The 16,189-nt window shown below is 57.7% G+C and carries 13 protein-coding genes; 4 read left to right on the forward strand and 9 right to left on the reverse strand.

Annotated elements, in window-relative coordinates:
* Nucleotides 1-140 precede the first annotated feature (140 nt).
* Together C4J93_RS21605 and C4J93_RS21610 are read right to left on the reverse strand one after the other, a co-directional pair.
* Nucleotides 141-1,784, reverse strand: a complete 1,644-nt coding sequence (locus C4J93_RS21605; protein WP_124367215.1) for a GMC family oxidoreductase — start codon at nucleotides 1,782-1,784, stop codon at nucleotides 141-143.
* A 256-nt stretch (nucleotides 1,785-2,040) separates the two neighbouring features.
* A complete protein-coding gene (locus tag C4J93_RS21610) occupies nucleotides 2,041-3,000 on the reverse strand; it encodes a LysR substrate-binding domain-containing protein (protein ID WP_256657781.1) in 960 nt (319 codons plus the stop codon).
* 149 nt (nucleotides 3,001-3,149) lie between these two features.
* Here C4J93_RS21610 and C4J93_RS21615 point away from each other — a divergent pair, with 149 nt between their 5' ends.
* The 3 genes from C4J93_RS21615 (at nucleotide 3,150) to C4J93_RS21625 (ending at nucleotide 5,457) form a co-directional block, all read left to right on the forward strand.
* Complete coding sequence (locus tag C4J93_RS21615; RefSeq protein ID WP_124367216.1) at nucleotides 3,150-4,007, forward strand: SDR family NAD(P)-dependent oxidoreductase; 858 nt, start codon at nucleotides 3,150-3,152, stop codon at nucleotides 4,005-4,007.
* A gap of 2 nt (nucleotides 4,008-4,009) precedes the next feature.
* The gene (locus tag C4J93_RS21620; protein ID WP_124367217.1) at nucleotides 4,010-4,753 is read left to right on the forward strand and encodes an SDR family NAD(P)-dependent oxidoreductase; all 744 of its coding nucleotides are present in this window, start codon (nucleotides 4,010-4,012) and stop codon (nucleotides 4,751-4,753) included.
* Between the two features lie 122 nt (nucleotides 4,754-4,875).
* A complete protein-coding gene (locus tag C4J93_RS21625) occupies nucleotides 4,876-5,457 on the forward strand; it encodes an NADPH-dependent FMN reductase (RefSeq protein ID WP_124430423.1) in 582 nt (193 codons plus the stop codon).
* Nucleotides 5,458-6,815: 1,358 nt separating this feature from the next.
* On the opposite strand, the gene C4J93_RS21640 is transcribed toward C4J93_RS21625, so the two are convergent.
* From C4J93_RS21640 to C4J93_RS21670, 7 genes are all read right to left on the reverse strand, one after another.
* On the reverse strand, nucleotides 6,816-7,694 hold the full coding sequence (locus tag C4J93_RS21640) for a helicase RepA family protein (RefSeq protein ID WP_124408095.1): 879 nt from the start codon (nucleotides 7,692-7,694) through the stop codon (nucleotides 6,816-6,818).
* A 3-nt stretch (nucleotides 7,695-7,697) separates the two neighbouring features.
* Nucleotides 7,698-7,928 carry an AlpA family transcriptional regulator gene (locus tag C4J93_RS21645; protein ID WP_024777066.1) on the reverse strand — a complete coding sequence of 77 codons (231 nt, stop codon included), beginning with the start codon at nucleotides 7,926-7,928 and terminating at the stop codon, nucleotides 7,698-7,700.
* A gap of 303 nt (nucleotides 7,929-8,231) precedes the next feature.
* A complete protein-coding gene (locus C4J93_RS21650; RefSeq protein ID WP_124430919.1) occupies nucleotides 8,232-9,440 on the reverse strand; it encodes a site-specific integrase in 1,209 nt (402 codons plus the stop codon).
* A gap of 309 nt (nucleotides 9,441-9,749) precedes the next feature.
* Nucleotides 9,750-11,327: a glutamine-hydrolyzing GMP synthase gene (gene guaA, locus C4J93_RS21655; protein ID WP_124430424.1), complete on the reverse strand. Its 1,578-nt coding sequence runs from the start codon at nucleotides 11,325-11,327 to the stop codon at nucleotides 9,750-9,752.
* A gap of 81 nt (nucleotides 11,328-11,408) precedes the next feature.
* Nucleotides 11,409-12,878: an IMP dehydrogenase gene (gene guaB, locus C4J93_RS21660; RefSeq protein ID WP_014719807.1), complete on the reverse strand. Its 1,470-nt coding sequence runs from the start codon at nucleotides 12,876-12,878 to the stop codon at nucleotides 11,409-11,411.
* Nucleotides 12,879-13,112: 234 nt separating this feature from the next.
* Entirely contained in the window at nucleotides 13,113-13,661 is a 549-nt protein-coding gene (locus C4J93_RS21665; protein WP_124364282.1) for a sugar ABC transporter ATPase, read from the reverse strand.
* A 257-nt stretch (nucleotides 13,662-13,918) separates the two neighbouring features.
* A complete protein-coding gene (locus tag C4J93_RS21670) occupies nucleotides 13,919-14,686 on the reverse strand; it encodes a sulfite exporter TauE/SafE family protein (protein WP_124371758.1) in 768 nt (255 codons plus the stop codon).
* A 123-nt stretch (nucleotides 14,687-14,809) separates the two neighbouring features.
* On the opposite strand from C4J93_RS21670, the gene xseA reads away from it, so the two are divergent.
* Nucleotides 14,810-16,189, forward strand: a complete 1,380-nt coding sequence (gene xseA / locus C4J93_RS21675; RefSeq protein WP_124430425.1) for an exodeoxyribonuclease VII large subunit — start codon at nucleotides 14,810-14,812, stop codon at nucleotides 16,187-16,189.

Below are 16,189 nucleotides of genomic sequence, written 5' to 3' on the forward strand. Positions count from 1 at the left end.
TCCAATTTATCGTCTATTGACTGCGTTTGCTCAACGGTCTCCGTATATTTTATTCAATTTCAGATTGTGGTTCTTATTGCAGAGTTCGGCTTTAGCGATCCAATGATTGATGCTCCAGTTTTACGCTGCGTTCGGGGAAATTATCGAGTCAGGTGGGCACCAATCCGTTCGGCTAGCATGATAGTAGTAAGATTTGTCGCCACCGATGGGATATCCGGGATGATAGAGGCATCCACAACACGCAGTGCCGCTATACCTCGCACCGCGCCCCAATTGTTGACTACGGCGGCCTTGTCACCGTCCGCGCCCATCGGCACGCTCGACGTGGGGTGCTGATAGCCGGCGACATTGTTTACGATGTTTTGTCGCAAAGCCTTGCCTTCAAGTACGCTGCTACCCGGTGTCATTTCATGGTCAACCAAGTCAGCAAACGGTGCACTGCGGCCAATCTTGCGAGACAGTTCTACAGCTTCGACCATGCGATCCAAGTCATTTTCCTGTTCAAAAAAGTTGTACCGGATGTTCGGCGCAACTCGGGGGTCACGGCTGGTCAAGCGTACGCTACCGTTGGATTTAGGTAATGTGACGGCGCATGCCAGCACTATCGCACCGCCGGTAGGGCTTGCCTTTGGGTCGATCAGGTGTGTACCGGAGATATGTAAGTCCAGATCGTCCGGTGCGGCGTGTTGCGAACGAGTCCAGGCGATGGCGCCGCCGGCTGGGGTCATAGCAATTGCGGAGGTCTTCAGCGCGTAGACGTTGAAGAAAAACGGATGTTCTTGCAACCGTTCACCTACCGGTAGATCAGCGACGGTGGCGATTCCCATCTCGCGAAGATGGCCTTGTGGGCCGATACCGGAGCGTAGCAGGATAGCGGGGCTGCCTATGGCACCGGCCGACAAGATCACTTCGCCGGCTGGAACTATCTCGCCGTCTACTAGCAATACACCTATGGCGCGTTCTCGTTCTATCAGGACGCGGTCGGCTTCAGCGTGGCCGCGGATAGTGAGGTTGGCGCGAGCCCGCACGTCTGCACTTAGGTAAGCCATGCCGGTATTGATTCGGGTGCCGTTGATGACATTCAACGGGTAGGGACCTACGCCGTGCTGGCGCGCGCCGTTGAAGTCATCCACGAGCGGCAGTCCAACTGACTCGGCAGCCGCCACGAAAGCACGCATTGAGATAGTATTCTGCGCAGCAGTGCGCTGACGCACTGGAAATGGGCCGGTACGTCCATGCCATGCATCTTCGCCAGTGGGCGTGTTTTCCATCGCTCGGTAGGCGGACAGCACTTCCGGCCAAGCCCAACCTTCGATTCCGCGTCCGGCCCAGCGCGCAAAGTCGGCAGGACGCGCACGCATCGCCACAGCAGCATTGACCGCGGAGCTACCACCGATCACTCGGCCGCGTGGGATGGCTATGTCGTGACCTATCCGAGCTGAGTCGTCACTATGGTAATGCCAGTCGTATTCGGGAGAGGCGGCAACTAGGTCGGCGTTCGTCAGCACTGCTGGATACCGATCGGGCGCAAAGTCGGGACCTGCGTCGAGCAGCAGCACACTGCGCAGCGGGTCGGCACTGAGACGTGCTGCAAGGACGGCACCGGCAGATCCACCACCGACGATCACCACGTCAAACTGCTTGCCAGTCCGAGTGGTCTCTTTAGTTTTACTGGAGCTGCGCGTTGCACCAGAGGCAAACGTAGCAGCGCCTGCCGTCATTGCAACCAGCACTGCCTGTGCTCCCAAAGCTATCGCGCCGCGTCGTGTGATTGTCAAAGTCATAGATTCCAGATCAGGTATCGTTTGTGCCGTCGAGGATGAGAGGCAAGAAACCATGGTAGGAATGCGTACCTGACCCAGCAAGACGGGGTTTCTGGAATCTGTGTCCGGTGGTATGGACGTCGAGAGCTCCCCCTATCTTCGGCGCCTACCCGCTCGGTAGTGCCGCCGTAGTTGCTGTATTCGGTAAAAAAATGTGCTGTATTCATGGAGAAGCCGCTGCAACGATTTGCCCAGCGTATTAAGGATGGCTTTACAGCTAGAGGATCTTGGGAAACTCCGAAGCCAAGTGATCCAAGAAAACACGTACTGACGGCAGCAATCCTTTGCGGGAAGGTACCAGTGCAGTGATCCTGGCATCGCCAGCTATCCATTCGGGCAGAACTCGATGAAGCTCACCACGCGCAACGGCCGCCCGCGCGATGTAACTCGGCAGGGCCACAATCCCAAGCCCGCTGATAGCTGCATGTTGCAGGCTGAGCATGTCTTCGCTTTGCAGCCGCGGCATGATGGGCACAGCAATTTCTTCGATCGATAGAGTGACATGGCGCAACCGCCAGTTCATGGGGGCATTAGCTCGCGCAAAGAAAATCGAGGCGTGGCTGCTTAGCTCCGCTGGCGTGGCCGGTGCGCCATGTTCGGCCAGATAGCTTGATCCGGCGAACAGAAACCAGGGAGCGACCCCGAGCATGCGCTGGACAAGATCGGAGTCCGGCAATGGAGCCTCATGCGCCCGGATGGCGACGTCGTAATTTTCGCCAACAATATCGATGGTTCGATCGGCCGCATGAGCGACCATATTGATCTTGGGATAGACACGAAGGAAGTCAGCGATCATGCCCGCCATGGCGAAATTCATGGTCGCGACTCCAGCGGTACACCGGATGGTCCCGACGGGTTCCAACAACCGCTGACGCACTGACATTTCTGCCATCTCCGCTTCTCGCAGCGCGGCCAGCGCGTGCTGGTAGAACTCTTCTCCTGCCTCGGTCATACCGAAGCGACGCGACGTTCGGCTGAGCAAACGCACACCTAATTCGCCCTCCAATTGTTGCATGCGGTGGCTAAGCGTTGACTTGGGCATACCGGTACTTGCAACTGCGGCAGTAAACCCACCGCGATCGACCACATTGACAAAAATAAACAGATCGTTCAGGTCCAGCCGATTCACGTATGGCCCAATCATAGGAAGGCAATTTTTAATCTTGAAGATTTCCAAGGGTACCGTCTAGAACTATGTGGTTATTTGGCAATGTTTCGCTGGGAATGAGCGTCCAATGAGCGGGAAGTTGAATCTGGACAAACCGGCTTGTTGGGGGGAGGCCCAATACCTAACATCCGGTGAATAGCCAAACCCCGGAGCAGAGAATGAAATCAATAAATGGCAAAGTCGTCCTCGTTACTGGTGCCTCATCGGGATTGGGGCGCGAGTTAGTGCATCAACTGCTGGAAAAAGGTGCGCTAGTCGCAGCCACCTTTCGCAAGCAAGAAGAAGTGGATTTCTATAACGGTAAACATGCTGCGCAGGGCATGGGCGTTTTGGTAGACGTGACAGACGATGTGGCGGTCAAAACGGGTGTGGCCCAGGTGCTGGATCACTTTGGCCGTATCGACATTGTCGCCAACTGTGCGGGTGCTGGCACAGTGGGTGCAGTTGAAGAAATGACGGATCGAGAAGCGCGGCGTGTATTCGATCTGAATTTCTTTGGCGGCCTGAACATCATTCGCGCTGTAACCCCTGCGATGCGCAAGCAGCGCAGCGGGCACATCATTCAATTCTCTGCAATCGGTGGCTTCATTGGCTACCCGGGCATGGGCGTGTACTCGGCCGCGAAGGGCGCTACTGACATCCTGGGGGAAGCACTGGCAGGTGAACTTGCACCCTTTAACATCGCCACGACTGTGTTGACCATCGGTGTATTCGAGACCCAATTTGCGGGTCGCTCACTGGCTTACGTCGAGCAAAAAATCGATGACTATGAAGGCACACCCGTCGGTAAGTTCCGTGTAGCTATAGGTGGTCTGCAAGGTAAGCAGCCGAATGTTCCAGGAAAAGGGGCGTTGGCGATTATCAACCTGATGGAGTCGGATCATCCACCCGTACACGCGGCCTTGGGTGCCGATGCGATGGGCGGAATGCGTGCAAAAATGGCCAAAGTCGAGCAGGAACTTGTCCAGTGGCAGGGCAACGCAACCTCTACAGAACGCAGCATCAACGGAATCTGATCATGCGAATGACCAACAAAGTTGTACTGATTACCGGCGCATCGCGCGGGCTCGGATTATCACTGGCACGTCGTTTTGCCAGAGAGGGGGCTTCCGTTGCGTTGACGTACAACACTGACGCTGCCGCAGCCGACCGAAATGTCGAGGCGCTCGTTGCTGAGGGCGCTCAAGCAATGGCCATCGGGGGAGACATCAGCGACCCGGACGCTGTCAAAGCCATATTCGCAGCAGTGCTGGCTCGATTTGGGCGCATCGATATTGTCGTGGCCAATGCTGGGCGGGAGCTTATCGACACACCGATCACGGAAATCGATAACGCGATGTTCGAGGCTGTCACCAAAACCAATGTGTTTGGCACCTTCTATACGCTTCGCGAAAGTGCGCGCCATGTTACCGATGGTGGACGCATCATCGTGATTTCGTCCACTACGACGATCGTACCGAACGCAGGCTTCACCGCGTATGCCGGAAGCAAAGCCGCCGGCCGGCTTTACGTTGAATGTCTCGCGCAGGAAATGGGCAAGCGTAACGTCACGGTGAACGGTGTGGTACCGGGGCCGCTACGTGACGCCGGTGTCATCGCTAACCTTCAGGAAAATGACTATCAGGCATTGGCACAGTTGTCGCCATTTGCGCGCTTGGGCTCTGTCTCCGATGTCGAAGGCGCCGTGCTTTTCCTGGCAAGTGACGATGCAGCTTGGATTTCCGGTCATCACCTGGTTGTCAACGGCGCCGCCAAAGTATAGGGCAGACCCGCATGACCAGGCGGTGGGGCAGTCCTCATCGTTCGGCCACCGTTCGACGTCCGTTTTTTTGTTCTTTTCAAATTGATTACCCCCTTTAAAGCCACTTAAATCAAGGTCCCATCATGTCGCCTAAAAAGATTGCCGTCATTGTCGGCAGCCTGCGCAAAGAGTCGTTGAACCGCCTATTTGCTCAAGAAGTAATCGCGCTTGCGCCACCGAGCCTTTTATTAGAAATAGTCGAGATCAATGAACTGAATCTGTTTAACCAAGACTTGGAAGAAAACGGTAAGAGTGCCCCTGAAGCCTGGACTCGTTTTCGCCAAAATATGGCGTCGAAAGATGGAGTACTGTTTTTCACTCCCGAATACAACAGGTCAGTTCCTGGTGTATTGAAGAACGCCATTGATATTGGTTCTCGCCCTTACGGCGAGTCTGTGTGGGCAGGCAAACCTGCAGCTATCGTAAGCGTATCGCCCGGTGCCAGCGGCGGCTTCGGTGCTAACCATCATTTACGTCAGTCTATGGTATTTCTGGACATGCCACTTTTGCAGCAGCCGGAAGCGTATATCGGTGGGGCGACAAGGCTACTGGGGCCAGGCGGAAATTTGAATGACGACGGAACTACTCAGTTCTTGAAAAAATTCATTGAAGCCTTTGCTGCATGGGTCGAAATCAATACCGCCAAGTCAACGGGTTTAATCTAGGGCGCTAGAAACTCTCTGCTTTGGCTGATCTAAGGCGTTGTATGAGTCGTCTCAGGTTTCACGTACGGCCTTAGTGTCCGCTAATGGCCGATTGTGTTGAAAAAGTCGGTTTGTCCAAAACGCTCGGATACTGATAGGTAAAAACACCTGTTTTGCGTGCTGCTACATGAAATCCGAGGCGTGAACCTTCTGCCGAAAACACAGATTTCAATCTCGAGCGCGAACTTTTCTACCGTGGAAACCGAAGCCGACCTTTTCAACACAATCGCTCGATGACTGCCTGTCGCCAGCGGCAGCAATGGGCAGCTCTCTACCGATCATGTTTACTAAGCGTGCTGGTCAAATCCGATGCAATCGGTGGTCTAATCGAATGCAAACGCCTGGTCAAGTGGAGTGCAATTTCGCATCTGCCCTTCCTTTTGGTGCTCAACGGCCGTAGGCCGACCGGCAAGGCCGGACCGCGCCTAGGCGCGGTCTTTGCCGCGCAGGACTGAATATCCTGAATATCCTGCTAACTCCGGGCGGGTGTGCGACGTTTCGGGCGAGTGTGGGACGCTATCGGGCGGATGTGCGACGCTTTCGGGCGGGTGTGCGACGCTTTCGGGCGGGTGTGCGACGCTTTAAGCGTTACCAGGGCCTTTTTTCCTTACCCTAGCGCCGTCGATAATCAGCCCTAGTTCATTCAATTTGTCCGCTTCTTCCCTTAGTCTGAATCGTGCATCGCGGATTGCCTTGCTGAGCACCCTACCGGCGACGGCCACAATAAGCGTGTCGAGATACCATCCGCCTGTTGGCTCTACTTTATGGCTCAAAACGTGCCGAGCTACAGCTTGGCTGATGCCGTGTTCTAGACGCGCAATTTGCGCGGGGTCGTAGTAGAGATGTAAATCGTGCTGAAGTAGCATTACAAGAGCAACGCCGAGCCGCACCTTCCACAGACGCCGCTCCCCCCCGTCAGGGGATTAGGTCGCGTCTTTTCCGAAGGAACTACGTGGTCAATCAGCCCACCTATAATCGGAAAATCGAATTGGGGTGTTTCGATGGTTATGGTTGCAACTCGTAGCTCCGCCAATAGCTTTTCAAGCTGGGAGAGACTGTAGCGACTTTCTGACAGCGTTTTCCGCAAGCGGGCAGGGTCTACCAAAAGCTCAATGCCGCCATCGTCGACTACGCGCTTACGTTCTGAGCAATATAAAATCGCATCCATAACGTCGGCGTGTCTCTGGCCTAGTCTGCCTACCACGCGGCAACGCCCAAATGATGTATCGGCCCAATCGCCTGCGCGATGCTGCGGGCGCTGGCTAGGCTGATAAAGCATCACTCGGGCCAGTGCGCTAGTACTGGTGGGGGTCACGACGTTACCACCGCTCATCGTCACTCCCACTTACGATGTGCAGGACGCGTTCTTTCTTAACCGCCTCCAATACCACCGGTACAAGCACGCCGCCATCGTGGCGCTTGTACCATTGTTCGAGCGGAGTGGCATCGTAGTTCTGCTTGCTAACACCGAAACGAACAAAGAAACCTCTTCGGTCGTTACCGATGGGCTGGCGATCATAGGCGCGGTCGCTGAGAATTTTGGCCTGCTCCTCCGTCATCTTTGCGACAAAGCCGCACCAGCGGGCGTTGTCGATTAGAGCGGATGCGCCTCGTGCTGCCTGTTGCTGATCGGTTTGCCCCTCGCGGGCACTGCCCTTGCTGACATGGTGCAGGTACAAGACTGATGCCCCAGTATTGGTCGCGACGTGCTCAAGCGTGGCGACTAGCCGTGACATGTCGCCGTTGCTGTTCTCGTCTCGGTCGTGAATTCGGCTTAGGGTATCCAGCACTATCAACCGGGCACCTTCGCAAAACTCTGTTATACGGGCAAGATGCCGATCATCCATGACGTTCAGTCGTTTACCCATGATCGACTCAAGAACGAGGTTCTTCGCGATGGCCTCGCGTGCCTGCTGATTTAAGTGCTGGCCTATGGCATGGATGCGGCGCACCAATGCGACTTCCGGGTCTTCTCCAGCGAAATAGACGACTCGGCCAGCGCATGAGGGGGCAAGCCCTACCAGATCACCGCCGGCAACGCTGCATGCGATAGCCATCGCCGCTTCCAACGCCCAGAAGCTTTTCCCTGTAGCTCCGGGAGCTACCAATGCTCCCACTGTGCCGGCGAGGAAGCCGGGCCATATGAAGTCCAGTGTGGGCGGTTCGTTCTCGAATGCTGCCCGTAAGTCAATCGCCACAACTCAAGCTCCCATTCCGGGACGCGTGGCCGGGCCGGATTGCCTGCACGTATCAATCCATGTCTCGACCTCTTCCAAATCCCAAACGACCTTCCGGCTGCTAACGGCAATACGACGAGGGAATTTCCCCTGCTTTTCGAAGTTATAAATCGTCCGCTCACACAAGGGGATCATTGCCAGCAATTGCTTTTTGCTGATGAGCACTTTGCTCGACTTCCTCGATTCTTTTTCCACACCGAACTCCTCGTTTTGTCGCATTTGAGGTTCGATTATTGCCCCATATTTCCAGAGCATTCCACTCATATTTATGGATTTATTCCCTTCAAAATCAGCACCTTACTGTCCGACAAACGTATAATTCCGGACAAAAGAGACAACGCGATGTCGTTGTTCTTTCAGGAGTTTTTTCCGTCAAAAACCTCAAAAAAAACGTGTCCCACAAACGGGTAGTTTCCGGACAAAAAAAAACCACGAATGTGGTTTTTTGATAGAGAAAAATAGATCAGATCCCGCTCAATCCAATCACGAAAAACGAAATCAACTCTCTGAACGCGTTCTCTTGCGCGTCCATTCATCAATCATATCCGCCCAATCCTGCAGCATCGCCCGACGCTGATCGCGGTATTCAGCCTTGTTGTAAACGGCCCGTACGCCCTTCTGCTCGTGCGCAAGGCACTTCTCAATCCAGTCTGAGTTGTAACCCGCCTCATGCAGCAGCGTGCTCGCTGTGCGTCTCAAATCATGCGGTCCGAACTTGCTCAACGGCTGCCCTTCTTTCTGCGCAAGCCGGTAGGTTAGCGTCAGCACCTGATTGATCGTCGCGGTGCTCATTGGCAAATCGGAATCGTACCGAGAGGGAAAGACGTAATCCGAACCACCGGCAAACGTCTTCAGAGCAATGAAGAAATCCAGCGCCTGCTGTGATAAGAACACCAAATGAGCATTGCGCCGCTTCATCCGCTCTTTCGGAATGGTCCACAGGGCTTCGCTGAAATTGATTTCGTTCCAGGTAGCGTTGGTCAATTCACTTTTACGAACCATGGTCAGCAACAGCAGCTTAGCGGCGACCCTAACGGATGAGGCGGTGCCGATGCGGTCCAGGTACTGATACATCAACGCGATTTCGTCAGGCCCTAGAGCGCGATCACGTGGCTCGAATTTAGCGATGCTTGCAGGACGCACCAGATCAGCCGGATTCTCAACCTTCTGGCCACGCTCTATCGCCCATCGGAACACCTGCATCACAATCTCGCGGGAGTGCACGGCCGTAGCTGGAGCTCCTCGCTCCACGATTGCATCAGTCAGCGTTCGCAAATCCTCATGATTGATTTCCACCAGTTTCTGATTACCGAAGTGCGGCTTTAGCTCGCGCTCGTAAACCGATCGGCGCATGTCACGCGTCGAGTCAGCCATCTGATACCCACGCAGCCATTTCTCAGCCCACGCATCAAACGTCTCTGCCCCTTTGGTGCGTGCCTTGGCACGGGCTTTCTCTTTGGCAGGTGACTTACCCGCCGAAACCATCTTTTTAGCCTCGCCCAGGCGCTCTCTGGCTTCCGCAAGTGTGATGCCACCCACGCCATAACGACCGAACGTGATGGTTTCCTGACGGCCATTGATTGAGTAGTTGTAACGAAATGAGATGGAACCGGCAGCGGTGACCGCCACGTACAGCCCGTCGCGGTCGTTCACCTTGTAGAGTTTTTCTTGCGGTTTGAGGTTACGCAGCTTGGTATCGGTCAGCATGGCAGTTACGGATTCCATGGAAAAAAATACCATGCTCAGAAAAGCACTCATGCACCACGATAAACCCCAATGAAACCGGGCTGATGATGAGATTTGATACCATGCCCTTCCCTACTAGGGCGACATGGTATCGAGCACCGAACATGGCATTTGGCTCAGTCAATGCCCCGTACCATGCCATACAAACACGGTGCTTGGCGATGCACAAAGCTGCCAGAATTTGCCAGACCAAAAAAGCCAAAAGCCCGCAATTACGCGGGCTTCAGGGCATTTCTTGCTAGATCGTGCCGGGCAATGCCGGACGCGGGATCATTCCCACTCAATCGTCGCCGGCGGCTTGCTCGACACGTCGTACGTCACGCGTGAAATGCCTTCGATTTCGTTGATGATACGGCCGCTGACGGTTTCCAGCAGTTCGTACGGCAGGTGTGCCCAACGGGCGGTCATGAAGTCGATGGTTTCCACCGCACGCAGGGCCACGACCCATGCGTAACGACGGCCATCGCCTACAACGCCTACGGATTTGACCGGCTGGAACACCACGAAGGCCTGGCTGACCTTGTGGTACCAGTCGGCCTTGCGCAGTTCTTCGATGAAGATGTGGTCGGCGCGACGCAGCAGGTCGGCGTATTCCTTCTTCACTTCACCGAGGATGCGCACGCCCAGGCCCGGGCCTGGGAATGGGTGGCGATAGACCATGTCGTACGGCAGGCCGAGTTCCAGGCCCAGACGGCGGACTTCGTCCTTGAACAGTTCGCGCAGCGGTTCTACCAGCTTGAGGTTCATTTCCTCAGGCAGGCCGCCGACGTTGTGGTGGGACTTGATCACGTGGGCCTTGCCGCTCTTGGCGCCGGCCGACTCGATGACGTCGGGGTAGATGGTGCCTTGGGCGAGGTACTTGATGTTGTCCAGGTGCTTGGCCTGGGCATCGAAGACGTCGATGAAGGTGCGACCGATGATCTTGCGCTTCTTCTCCGGGTCGGACTCGCCGGCCAGGTTGTTGAGGAACTGCTCCTCGGCGTTGGCGCGGATCACCTTGACGCCCATGTTCTCGGCGAACATGGCCATCACTTGCTCGCCTTCGTGCAAGCGCAGCAGGCCGTTGTCGACGAACACGCAGGTCAGTTGGTCGCCGATGGCTTTGTGCAGCAGTGCAGCAACCACGGAGGAGTCAACACCGCCGGACAGGCCGAGCAGCACGTTGTCGGTACCGACCTGGGCACGCACCTGGGCGATGGCGTCTTCAGCGATTTTCGACGGCGTCCACAGGGCTTCACACTCACAGATGTCGAGGATGAAGCGCGACAGGATGCGCCCGCCTTGCTTGGTGTGGGTCACTTCAGGGTGGAACTGCACGCCGTAGTAGCGACGCTCATCGCTGTACATGCCGGCGATCGGGCAGCTCGGGGTGCTGGCCAGGATGTGGAAGTCTTCCGGCATCTTGGTGACCTTGTCACCGTGGCTCATCCACACGTCGAGGCCGAACAGGCCGTCGGCGTCGATGTGGTCTTCGATACCGTCCAACAGGCGGCTCTTGCCGACCACGTCGACCCGCGCATAACCGAATTCACGCAGCTCGGAGCCTTCAACCTTGCCGCCCAGTTGTTCGGCCATGGTCTGCATGCCGTAGCAAATGCCGAAGACCGGTACGCCCAGGTCGAACACCGCCTGCGGGCAGCGCGGGCTGTTGGCTTCGTGCACGGACTCGGGGCCACCGGCGAGGATGACGCCTTTGGGTGCGAATTCGCGGATCGCTGCGTCATCCATGTCGAACGGGTGCAGTTCGCAGTACACGCCGATTTCACGCACGCGGCGGGCGATCAGTTGGGTGTACTGGGAACCGAAGTCGAGGATCAGGATGCGGTGGGCGTGAATGTCGAGGGCCATGAAGTCAGTCTCGTCTAATGAATCAGAAACAACTCGGGGCTGAAAGAACAGCCCCGGTTACTTAACGTTTTGCTGGAAGCCTCAACCTACGCGGTAGTTTGGCGCTTCCTTGGTGATCTGCACGTCGTGGACATGGGATTCAGCCATGCCGGCGCCGGTGATCCGCACGAACTCTGGCTTGGTGCGCATTTCTTCGATGTCGGCGCTGCCGGTGTAGCCCATCGAGGAACGCAGGCCGCCCATCAGTTGGTGGATGATCGCACTCAGGGTGCCTTTGTACGGCACACGGCCTTCGATACCTTCCGGGACGAGCTTCTCGGCGCCCGCCGAGGAATCCTGGAAGTAGCGATCGGACGAACCTTGCGCCTGGGACATGGCGCCCAGCGACCCCATGCCACGGTAAGCCTTGTACGACCGGCCCTGGAACAGTTCGATCTCGCCCGGCGCTTCTTCGGTACCGGCGAACATCGAGCCCATCATCACGCAGGAAGCACCGGCAACGATGGCCTTGGACAGGTCACCGGAGAAACGGATACCGCCGTCGGCGATCAACGGCACGCCGGTGCCTTCAAGGGCCGCGGCGACGTTGGCGATGGCGCTGATTTGCGGCACGCCGACACCAGCGACGATACGCGTGGTGCAGATCGAGCCAGGGCCGATACCGACCTTGACCGCGTCAGCACCCGCTTCGGCCAGCGCCTTGGCGGCGGCGCCAGTGGCGATGTTGCCGCCGATCACCTGCACGTCAGGGAAGTTCTGCTTGACCCAGCGTACGCGGTCGATCACGCCTTTGGAGTGACCGTGAGCCGTGTCGACCACCACCACGTCAACGCCGGCAGCGACCAGGGCCGACACGCGATCGCCGGTGTCTTTACCGGTACCAACGGCGGCGCCGACGCGCAGACGACCTTGGTCATCCTTGCTGGCCAGCGGGTAAGCCTTGGCTTTTTCGATGTCGTTGACGGTCATCATGCCCTTGAGGGCGAATTTGTCGTCGACGATCAGCACGCGCTCGATGCGGTGCTTGTGCAGCAGTTCACGCACGTCGTTCTTGTCGGCGCCTTCCTTGACCGTGACCAGACGCTCTTTAGGCGTCATCACTTCACGGACGGTGACTTCAAGACGGTTCTCGAAACGCACGTCACGGGACGTAACGATGCCGACCAGGTCGCCATCGTGCAGTACCGGAACGCCGGAGATGTTGTGCATGCGGGTCAGTTCGAACAGGTCACGCACGGTGGCGTCGGCTTCGATAGTGATGGGGTCTTTCACCACACCGGCTTCGTAACGCTTGACCTTGCGCACTTCGGCAGCTTGCTGCTCGATGGTCATGTTCTTGTGGATGATGCCGATGCCGCCTTCCTGAGCCATGGCGATGGCCAGACGGGCTTCGGTGACGGTGTCCATGGCAGCGGAAACCAGGGGAATATTCAGCTCGATGCCACGGGTTAGGCGGGTCTTGAGACTGACTTCGTTAGGAAGCACCTCGGAATAACCGGGCACTAGGAGAATGTCGTCGAATGTCAGAGCTTCTTGGCTGATACGCAGCATCGCGGGGGCTCCCGAGCGGGAAAATGGAAGCGCGCCATTATACTCAGACACCCCTCAGGTCTCAACGTAAAACTCTGACATATTTGGGAATAGTGATAGATGGAGAAATCTGGCTTCGCCTGATCGTTCCCGCGCTCTGCGTGGGAATGCCGCCTTGGACGCTCTGCGTCCGGCCGTTGAGGTGACGCGGAGCGTCACAGGATGCATTTCCACGCGGAGCGTGGGAACGATCACCTACAGCTCGACCTTGACCCAAGCGATCTTCTGGTCCAGCCAATCAGCAAATTCGTCGATAAAGCTTTGCTTGAACCCCGCCTCTGCCCAATTGTTGAAGATGAATCCCAGGTTGGAAAACCCGCATTCCTGCAGGAACAGGAAGCCGTTGATGTCGTCTTCGTGCCCACACAGCGGGCAGGTAAAGTTGTCGGTGTGGCCGGGCATCCAGTCTTCCAGGCTGTCGAACAGGGCTTCACCGACTTCCTTGCGGCACTCCGGGCAGCCGGCTTCTTCAAGAAAGCCCTTGGCCGGCGTATAGATGCAGCGTTTGTAGATGATTTCCAGGCCATTGACCGGTTCGTTGAACGGCAGCGCCTGCGGGTGCAGCACCACCGCGCGGGCGCCATCGGCGAGGGCGTAGGCCATGCGATTGCCGGTACGGCCGCAGGTGGTCAGTTCTTCCTTGATGATGTTCTTGCGCACCAGCCAGCGCACGATTGCCCGCGCGCGGGGCTCGTGGACGGGCAAGGTGGAGATTTTCGGGACAAGGATGCTTTGGGAATTCATGGGAGTCCTGCGGTGTGGCTGCTGACGCTATCGGGGGCAAGCCCTAATACCAGTCAGTTAAGGCTTTTTGTAGGAGCGAGCTTGCTCGCGAAAAACTCACAGGCACCGCGTTCATTCAGAAAGCACGCGTTATCGTTGACGTTTTTCGCGAGCAAGCTCGCTCCTACAGACGGCGGTGTACGCTTAACTGACTGGCATTAGGGCTTGCCCCCGATGGCGCCCTGAAGGCTGGCAGCTTAATCCCTGCTCCACCCAGGTCAAGTACTCAAATACCGCCCAATCAACGCAATCCCACTGGCCAGCACCAACCACGTCACCAACCGCACAAACGCCTCACGGGACATGCGCATCGTCAACCGGCGCCCGCACCATAGCCCCAGGGCCATCGCCGGCAACAGGCACACCGCCAACATCAGCAAGGGCAAATCGGCATACACGCCGGCGATCAGGAACAGGCTCAGGCGCACCACCGTGCTGCAACTGATCAACGCGCTTTGCGTGGCCCGCGCCGCGTCCTTGGGCAAACGGCTGTTCAGGTAGATCGCATATAAAAAGCCGCCGCTGCCGAACAACGCCCCAAACAAGCCGCCGACCGTGCCCATGGGAATCGACCAGCCCGCCGCCAACTGCGTGGGCCGCGCCTTCACCGCCAGGCTGTAGACCGCGTACGCGCTGATAAACAGGCCCATCAACAACAGCAGCAAGTCCGAATGCAGGTTGAGCAGAAACACCACACCCAAGGTGCAACCAATCGCCATGCACGGCAGCAGTCGCAGCAATTCCGGTTTGCTCACGTCCCGACGTGTTTGCAGCAGGCCACCAAAGGCTGCGACAAAATCCAACAAGACCAACAGGGGGATGATCTTCGACAACGGCATGAACAGAATCAGCACGGGCCCTGCCACCAGCGCCGTACCAAATCCGGCGATACCGAAAACGATATAGGCCACGACGATACCGAGGCCGATCACCAGCCACTCAACCGCGCCGAACGACCACTGGCTCATCAGCTCAACCACATTCATGGGCAATTCCTTGAAAGAGAATGCCGACACTTTAGTCATCCGTGAGCATTGCGCCAGCACGAAGGAGCGCGCTGGTGGAGCAATTCTGCCAAACCTTGCGCGAATGCCTATAAACTGCGGCCCATGATTAAAGATCCTTTTGCCCGCCTGGGCCTGGACCGCGAAGTCCTGACTGTCAGCCAGCTCAACGGCCGCGCGCGGGTGTTGCTGGAAGACGTGTTCACCAATATCTGGGTTGAAGGCGAGATCTCCAACCTCGCCCGCCCGGCCTCCGGCCATGTGTATTTCACCCTCAAGGACAGCGGCGCCCAGGTACGTTGCGCGCTGTTTCGAAACAACGCGGCGCGGGTGCGCCAGGCGCTGAAGGATGGCCTGGCGGTGAAGGTGCGCGGCAAGGTCTCGTTGTTCGAGGGGCGTGGCGACTACCAGTTGATCCTCGACACCGTGGAGCCGGCGGGCGACGGCGCGCTGCGCCTGGCCTTCGATGCCTTGAAGGAAAAGCTCCGCGCCGAAGGCCTGTTCAGTGCCGAGCGCAAGGTGCCATTGCCGGCGCACCCTCGGCGCATCGGCATTATCAGTTCGCCGACCGGCGCGGTGATTCGCGACATCATCAGCGTATTCCGCCGACGCGCGCCGAATATTGAACTGACGTTGATTCCGACCGCTGTACAAGGCCGCGAGGCGATCACGCAGATTGTGCGTGCGCTGAAACTCGCCGACGCCCGCGGCTTCGACGCGTTGATCCTGGCCCGTGGCGGCGGCTCGCTGGAAGACCTCTGGTGCTTCAACGAAGAAGCCGTGGCCCGTGCGATAGACGCCTGCGTCACGCCCATCGTGAGTGCCGTCGGGCATGAAACCGATGTGTCGATCAGCGACTTCGTGGCGGACGTACGCGCGCCTACCCCGTCCGCCGCCGCTGAACTGCTGGCACCGGACGCCAGCCACCTGGTGCGCCAAGTGGAGAACCTCCATCGCCGCCTGGTGATGTTGATGCGCAACCGCCTGAGCCACAGCCGCCTGCGCCTGGAAGGCATGGCCCGCCGCCTGCGTCACCCGGGCGAACGTCTACGCCAGCAGGCCCAGCGCCTGGACGACCTGGACATGCGCCTGCGCCGCGCCTTCGAGCGCAGCCTCAATACCCGTCGCGAACGCCTGATTCGCCTGGAAACCCGCCTCGCCGGCCAGCACCCAGGCCGCCATCTGGCCCTGCTGCGCCAGCGTCTGGACAGCCTCGCCGAACGCCTGCCCCGGGCCATGCGCGAGGGCCTCAAGGCGCGACGCCTGCAGCTGCAAAGCCAGGTGCAGACACTGCAGGTGGTCAGCCCGCTGGCGACCCTCGGCCGTGGCTACAGCATCCTGCTCGACGAGCGCGGCCAGGCGGTCCGCAATGCCGCGCAAACCCACACCGGCCAGCGCCTGACCGCGCGTCTCGGTGAGGGCCAACTGCAAGTGCGGGTGGAAGACAACCACCTGACGCCCGTCACCCTTTCGTTACTGGATTGA

The organism is Pseudomonas sp. R2-37-08W (assembly GCF_003851705.1).
Classification (GTDB): Bacteria; Pseudomonadota; Gammaproteobacteria; order Pseudomonadales; family Pseudomonadaceae; genus Aquipseudomonas.

Excerpts from the sequence above, each read along its gene's own strand:
- C4J93_RS21650 (WP_124430919.1), bottom strand. The coding sequence starts at position 9,440 with ATGCTGACCGATACCAAGCTGCGTAACCTCAAACCGCAAGAAAAACTC.
- C4J93_RS21615 (WP_124367216.1), top strand. The coding sequence starts at position 3,150 with ATGAAATCAATAAATGGCAAAGTCGTCCTCGTTACTGGTGCCTCATCG.
- C4J93_RS21665 (WP_124364282.1), bottom strand. The coding sequence starts at position 13,661 with ATGAATTCCCAAAGCATCCTTGTCCCGAAAATCTCCACCTTGCCCGTC.
- C4J93_RS21670 (WP_124371758.1), bottom strand. The coding sequence starts at position 14,686 with ATGAATGTGGTTGAGCTGATGAGCCAGTGGTCGTTCGGCGCGGTTGAG.
- C4J93_RS21620 (WP_124367217.1), top strand. The coding sequence starts at position 4,010 with ATGCGAATGACCAACAAAGTTGTACTGATTACCGGCGCATCGCGCGGG.
- guaB (WP_014719807.1), bottom strand. The coding sequence starts at position 12,878 with ATGCTGCGTATCAGCCAAGAAGCTCTGACATTCGACGACATTCTCCTA.
- C4J93_RS21605 (WP_124367215.1), bottom strand. The coding sequence starts at position 1,784 with ATGACTTTGACAATCACACGACGCGGCGCGATAGCTTTGGGAGCACAG.
- C4J93_RS21625 (WP_124430423.1), top strand. The coding sequence starts at position 4,876 with ATGTCGCCTAAAAAGATTGCCGTCATTGTCGGCAGCCTGCGCAAAGAG.
- xseA (WP_124430425.1), top strand. The coding sequence starts at position 14,810 with ATGATTAAAGATCCTTTTGCCCGCCTGGGCCTGGACCGCGAAGTCCTG.
- guaA (WP_124430424.1), bottom strand. The coding sequence starts at position 11,327 with ATGGCCCTCGACATTCACGCCCACCGCATCCTGATCCTCGACTTCGGT.